Source organism: Acinetobacter sp. AL9 (assembly GCF_041464035.1).
Classification (GTDB): Bacteria; Pseudomonadota; Gammaproteobacteria; order Pseudomonadales; family Moraxellaceae; genus Acinetobacter; species Acinetobacter towneri.
Genome location: NZ_JAYFSK010000087.1, coordinates 1 through 6,839, shown reverse-complemented (window position 1 = coordinate 6,839; position 6,839 = coordinate 1). Strand labels below are relative to the sequence as shown.

Genomic DNA, 6,839 nt, shown 5'->3' with positions numbered 1-6,839 from the left:
TCATCAACAATACAAAAAATTTCTGTAAAATCGTACATGGTAGTTAGAGCCTTTGGGTTGTGTCGTAACTTTCTAAATGGCTCTAACTACCTTTTTTTCAAGGGCTTTTCTTATCCGTAATTCGGGTAAATATTAGTGTTTTGATGAATAATTCTGGTGCGCACTGAGGGAATATGAAATACCAACCGCCTTATACTATCACCTCAAAAATCATTCATTTGATTGCTCAGATCAGTGAGAATATAGGGCGTTTGACTGTTTTAGAAGAAATCCAAGAAAATTTAAAACTTAGAAAAGCTAATCGTATTCGTACCATTCAAGGTTCACTTGCGATTGAAGGTAACACGCTTAGCACTGAGCAAATCACGGCAATCCTTAATGGTAAAACAGTAATTGCACCTCCAAAAGAAGTACAGGAAGTGCGTAACGCTATCAAAGCCTATGAAGCATTTCAGCAGTGGCAACCGAGCCAAGAAGCAGACCTATTACAAGCACATCAAGTTTTGATGACAGGCTTGATTGATGAAGTCGGTCAATATCGTCATGGTGGTGTCGGTGTAATGTCAGGTGATCGTGTGGTGCATATGGCGCCACCTGCGAATCAGATCAATCGTCTTATGGCTGATCTACTTGGTTGGTTGAATGATAGTGATGTGCATCCACTCATTCAAAGTTCAGTATTCCATTATGAGTTTGAGTTTATTCATCCATTCGCAGATGGTAATGGGCGGATGGGAAGGCTGTGGCAGACATTGATTTTGAGCAGGTGGAATCCAATCTTTGCCAATATTCCTGTGGAAAGTCTGATCTACCAAAATCAAAAAGCTTATTACGAAGCTTTACAAGCAAGCACTGATCGGACTGATTCAGCAGTATTTATAGAATTTATTTTGCAAATGATTTTGGATGCAATGTTGAGTTCAAATGAAACCGCTCAAAATGGTGATCATGCTGCCGCTCAAGCTAGCGTACAAGTGAACGACCAAGTCCAACGTTTAATTTCAGTGATGGAACAAGGTGAATATAGCTTGGCTGAGTTAATGCAGTTGTTAGGTTTAACTCATAGAGCAACATTCCAAAAGAATTATCTGAATACTGCCATAGAATTAGGTTTGATTGAGCGTACGATTCCAGAAAAACCGAAAAGCCCAAAGCAAAAGTATAGATTGAAAAAATAACTATATTCTCAGTTATGGATAAATTAGAACATATCAACAATCAATAAAATTTGATTCAAATCTGCTACAATTACGCCAATTTTTCATATTGATCATTTTGATCTTATACACTGCAGTTCTGCAGTAGGTGTCTTGCATGAGTTTTAAAGATGAGTTAGCGGCGCAGGTCGCACAGCGACGTACTTTCGCGATTATTTCCCACCCCGATGCTGGTAAAACCACCATGACAGAAAAACTGCTGTTATGGGGACAAGCCATTCAAGTTGCAGGGATGGTAAAAAGCCGTAAGTCAGATCGTGGCGCAACATCTGACTGGATGGAAATGGAAAAAGAACGTGGTATTTCCATTACAACTTCGGTGATGCAATTCCCGTATAAAGACAAAATGATTAACCTGCTCGATACCCCAGGGCACGAAGATTTCTCTGAAGATACTTACCGCACTCTAACTGCGGTGGACTCTGCACTGATGGTGATTGATGGTGCGAAAGGTGTCGAAGACCGTACCATTAAATTAATGGATGTGTGTCGTATGCGTGACACACCCATCATTTCATTCGTCAACAAAATGGACCGCGAAATTCGTGAACCATTAGAGTTGTTGGATGAAATTGAAAATGTCCTCAAAATTAAGTGTGTGCCAATCACTTGGCCAATGGGTACAGGGCGTGATTTCGCAGGGGTGTTTAACCTCATCGAAGAAAAGTTTTATGTGTACAAATCAGGTTTTGGTTCAACCATTCCTGAAATTGAAGTACGTGATGGCTATAACCATGCAGACCTACGTGAAAAAGTAGGTGAATTGGCATGGGCGGCATTTGAAGAATCACTTGAATTGGTACAAATGGCGAATGAGCCTTTAGACCGTGAAGAGTTTTTAGCGGGTCGTCAAACACCAGTGCTGTTTGGTACGGCTTTGGGTAACTTCGGTGTAGATCATGTATTGAATGCATTCAGTGAATATGCGCCGCCGCCAAAAGCACATCCAACGCAAGACCGTATTGTAGAAGCCAATGAAGAAGGCTTTAGTGGTTTTGTTTTTAAAATTCAGGCCAATATGGATCCGAAGCACCGTGACCGTATTGCTTTCATGCGAATCTGTTCAGGCAAGTATGAAAAAGGCTTAAAAATGAAGCATGTGCGTATTGATAAAGATGTACGTATCAGCGATGCCTTGACCTTCTTGGCAGGTGACCGTCAGCACCTCGAAGAAGCTTGGCCGGGCGACATTATTGGTCTACATAACCACGGGACGATTCAAATTGGCGATACCTTCACTTCGGGTGAAAAGTTGCAATTTACAGGGATTCCGCACTTCGCACCTGAAATGTTCCGTCGTGTACGCTTGAAAGACCCATTGAAGTCCAAACAGCTGCAAAAAGGCCTTAAAGAGCTTTCAGAAGAAGGTGCAACGCAAGTCTTTATGCCACAAAACAGCAATGATTTAATCGTAGGTGCTGTTGGTGTGCTACAGTTTGAAGTCGTCGCCTATCGCCTGAAAGAAGAATACAAAGTCGATTGTATTTACGAGCCTGTCAGCATCAACACGGTACGCTGGGTGTCTTGTGCCGATGAGAAAAAGTTTAACGAATTTAAGAAAAAAGCCCACGATCAGTTGTCTGTCGATGGTGGTGGTCACTTAACTTATCTCGCGCCAAGTCGTGTGAATTTACAGTTAATGCAAGAGCGTTACCCTGACATTGAGTTTAGAAATACACGCGAGCACTAAGCCTCAGGTTGATGATGCTTAATCTGGCAGATGCAATCAGCGTAGCGCAGATGAATGTTCGGCATGCCTAAAAGTTTCAAAATTAAAACAGCTTCTTTAGGAAGCTGTTTTATTATGGGGGCGGTAAAAGATTAAAGATTATTTTTGATAAATGAATTGGGGAAATCATGCAGCAAAAATCGGTTTATCTGGGTGCAATTTTGAGCGGGATGGTTTTGCTTAGCGCCTGTGACTCATCTAAACAAGATCAAAACTCAGATGAGCAAACGTCTATTTTTCAGAAAGATCAAGCGGATGTTTTACCGTATTTGAATATCAAGCAACAGGCGGCAGAAATTGCCTTGCCATTTTGTGAAAATAAAAACTGCATTGAATTAGAAGTACAAACTTTAAATACCCAAGATACATGGCTCAACAGTTGGATTGCAAAAAATCAGGCCATGGTGATTCAAGACCAAATTGGCTTAAAACAAAACATGAATTTGCAGCAAGCCGTAGATGCCTATGTGAAAAAATCCGATGCTTGGCAGGCACAATTAGATCAAAATAAAGCTTATGAATTGGCGATGTACACCCGTATGGCATATCAACGCAATCAATATGTTTTGTTGCAAGTCGGGGTAGATAGCAAACAGGAAGGCACGCAAGTCAAGGAACGCTATTATTTCTTTGTGGCAGATCGGAAGCAGCAAAAAGCCTTGTCTGTTTTAGATGTGATTGATGCCAAACAACAAACCCGTATGAATACTTTTGTACAGCAGGCCTATCAGGATTGGCTCAAAACACAAAGCAGTGACGTGCAAAAAGCAGCACCTGCCAAATTATACTGGGGGCAGGCAGATTGGTTTTTTGATGATCAGGGCTTAGGATTGCATTATCGCACTCATGAAATTGTCAAAGATGGCACGCAGTTAGATATTTACCTAAGCAAAGCACAAACACAACAAGTTTTAAAAGCAGACATCTATCCATCTATGTTTTAGTAGGTGAGTACGGTGACAAGCAAAAATAGATGAAATCAAGGTTGGATCCATGTTGAAAAATAAAAGTATTTTGGCGATCAGTATTTTAATTACAACGCTAGGGATTACTGCATGTCAGCCAAAGAAAACCGAACCAGAAACAGTCGAGCCAGAGCAGACGCAGGCGGAACAACAAAGCTTAAAACTGGTCGGGGATACTGAAAAACTGAATTTGTCGTTGCCTAAATGTGAAGGGAATAACTGCCCTGAAATTTCAATTGAGCGTTTGAATAGTAATCAGGCCTTTATCGACCATTTTATTGATCAGAAAATTATTCAAGAATTGGCACAAATTTTAGAAATTGCACCACAGCAGGCGGCTTCTGAGGCTATAGCAGTTGAGAATGCAGCCAGTGAAAATACAGCAGCCAGTGCTGCAGATGCACCTGCCAGCAACCCCACTGCAGCAGCCATTGCACAAGTGGAAACTTTGGCGCAAAAATTAGAAAAACAAACTGTGCCTTATGTGCAAAGCTTTTTGGTACTTGATCAGGAACTGAAAGCTTTAAGCTCAAATCATAAAATCAGTTTGATGATTAAGCCTAAAATTTTGAATGCAGATCAGCCTTTGGCAACCGTGGTACTGAATAGCAGTAGTTATTTGGGAGGAGCGCATGGTGCATCGGCACAGCAATACTATAATTTTGATTTAGAACAGAAAAAATTAGTATTGTTAAATGACATTCTGTTAGAGAAGCAGCGTCCACAATTGGAGCGCAAAGCCTACGAAGCGTTTAAACAATGGGTCATCGCATCTGAACTTTCCACCAATGTGCAAGAATATGAACAAGCGTGGAAATTTAAGCTGTCGGAAAATTACTATTTAGGTCAACAGGGTTTAATTCTGCAATACGCAGAATATGAAATAGGCCCTTATGTCGTTGGTTTACCGCGTTTAACCATTCCGTATGCAGAACTGCAGGGGATTTTAAAAGCTGCGTATTTGCCTGTAACAGAAGCAGCCTCTGAAGCAACCGCAAAATCTGCCGAAGCCAGTGCAGTAAACACAACCAAAGCGAAATCTTAATATGAGCATTGCGCTGTTTGATACGCATACCCATTTTGATGTACCTGATTTTGACTCAGATCGGGAGCAATTGGCGTATGCGGCCAAGGCAGCAGGCGTAGAACATTTGGTACTGATTGGCTTTGTACAATCACGTTTTCAAGATTTAATCTCTACACAACAGTTTTTAAACCAACTTGAGCATGTGCCACAAAGTCATCTTGCACCAGGCTTGCATCCTTTTTATATCGAACAACATCAAGACCAACATTTACAAGATTTAGAACAGTTTTTGCAACAACAGCATTGTGTCGCGGTGGGTGAAATTGGCTTAGACACTTTTTTGGTTGAACATAAACAGCCTGAAGCGTTTCAAAAGCAGCAAGATTTTTTTGCCGCGCAATTGGAAATCGCACGCCATCGACAAAAACCTGTACTGCTACATATTCGTAAGGCTCATGCCGAAACCTTAAAAATACTCAAACAGCAACAATTTCAGTTTGGTGGCATTGCACATGCTTTTAGCGGTGGGGTAGAAGAAGCCAAAGCACTGATCAAATTGGGCTTTAAAATTGGTGTGACAGGGCAGATTACCAATCCCAATGCAAAAAAACTGCGCCGTGTTGTGCAGGAAATTGGTGCTGAACATTTGGTTTTGGAAACCGACTGCCCCGATATGACGCCTTTATGTTGTCAGACAGATACTCAATCACGAACCCGAAATACCCCTGCGAACCTGATTTATGTGCTTGAAGGTTTAGCGGATTGTTTAGATATTGCACCGCAAACTTTAGCCGCACAGCTTTGGCAGAATAGTGTTCAAGTATTAGACCTGCCTAAACTTTAGATGAAACAACACGAAGTCTGCGAAACGCAGTAAAATGCCCACACTTTGAAATTAAATTTGATTGCAGCATGACAGATCTTCTTCAAGATGATGAATATGAACGCCGTTTTGCAGGTGTGGCCAAAATTTATGGCGACAGTGCTTTTCAGCATTATGCCCAAAGTCATGTCATGGTGATAGGAATTGGCGGTGTCGGCTCTTGGGCGGTTGAGGCGTTGGCACGTACGGGTATCGGCGAGCTGACATTGGTGGATATGGATGTGGTCGCAGCATCTAACATTAACCGTCAATTGCCTGCCATGAGCTCAACCTTGGGGCATGAAAAAATTAATGTCATGGCAGAGCGTTGCCGTTCTATTAATCCACGTATCAAAATTAATTTGGTCGATGATTACCTCAGTCCAGATAACGTCAAAGCGTTATTGGCGACTGCACCTGATTTGATTTTAGATTGCATTGATGACGTAAAAGCTAAACTAGCGTTGATGCTGCATTGTCGTTTTAACAAGATTCCACTGATTGTTTCGGGTGGTGCTGGTGGCAAACTTGATCCGTTGAAAATTCGAGTGGCAGATTTATCTAAAACCGAACAAGACCCAATGTTGGCCAAATTGCGCGCCCAATTACGCAGCAAAGGTATTTGTAAAAAGCCAAAAGAAAAGTTTGGGATTACCTGTGTGTATTCCATCGACAATCCATTTTCTAGTGCCGATGTATGCCCAAGCGCAGGCTTGCGCTGTGGCGGCTATGGTTCGGCGGTGGTGGTCACGTCCAGTTTTGCGATGGTAGCTGTGGCAGAAGTGTTGAAAAAGTTAGATGCCTTACAGGCTAAAAATACATAAATCAAAGCCATGCGAGGCATGGCTTATAAAAAAGTTCTTTGATTTTGCACATCGCCAATGACTTTATTCAGTAGGTCGTTGTAGCTGCTGCTGTTCCTTAAAATGTAGTCAAACATAGTCAAGGACTAATTCGCACTCTGTTAATGTCTTGTTGCCAAGCGTGTAACTAGAGCCTGAGTCGGTCAGTTCCGACTTGTAGCGGTCAGTCCGTTCTT

Annotated in this window: 6 protein-coding genes; all 6 read left to right on the top strand. The window is 41.8% G+C overall.

The features are described 5' to 3' along the window. The first annotated feature begins 173 nt into the window (after positions 1 to 173). Positions 174 to 1,178, top strand: a complete 1,005-nt coding sequence (locus tag ACEO2X_RS12925; protein WP_180168477.1) for a Fic family protein — start codon at positions 174 to 176, stop codon at positions 1,176 to 1,178. A gap of 136 nt (positions 1,179 to 1,314) precedes the next feature. Continuing rightward, a complete protein-coding gene (locus tag ACEO2X_RS12920) occupies positions 1,315 to 2,907 on the top strand; it encodes a peptide chain release factor 3 (protein ID WP_004974887.1) in 1,593 nt (530 codons plus the stop codon). A gap of 167 nt (positions 2,908 to 3,074) precedes the next feature. After that, a complete protein-coding gene (locus tag ACEO2X_RS12915; RefSeq protein ID WP_004974888.1) occupies positions 3,075 to 3,890 on the top strand; it encodes a hypothetical protein in 816 nt (271 codons plus the stop codon). A 49-nt stretch (positions 3,891 to 3,939) separates the two neighbouring features. After that, entirely contained in the window at positions 3,940 to 4,956 is a 1,017-nt protein-coding gene (locus tag ACEO2X_RS12910; RefSeq protein WP_096901396.1) for an RsiV family protein, read from the top strand. A 1-nt stretch (position 4,957) separates the two neighbouring features. After that, complete coding sequence (locus ACEO2X_RS12905; protein ID WP_096901397.1) at positions 4,958 to 5,782, top strand: TatD family hydrolase; 825 nt, start codon at positions 4,958 to 4,960, stop codon at positions 5,780 to 5,782. 68 nt (positions 5,783 to 5,850) lie between these two features. Then, positions 5,851 to 6,624: a ThiF family adenylyltransferase gene (locus tag ACEO2X_RS12900; RefSeq protein WP_096901398.1), complete on the top strand. Its 774-nt coding sequence runs from the start codon at positions 5,851 to 5,853 to the stop codon at positions 6,622 to 6,624. Positions 6,625 to 6,839: the final 215 nt, after the last annotated feature.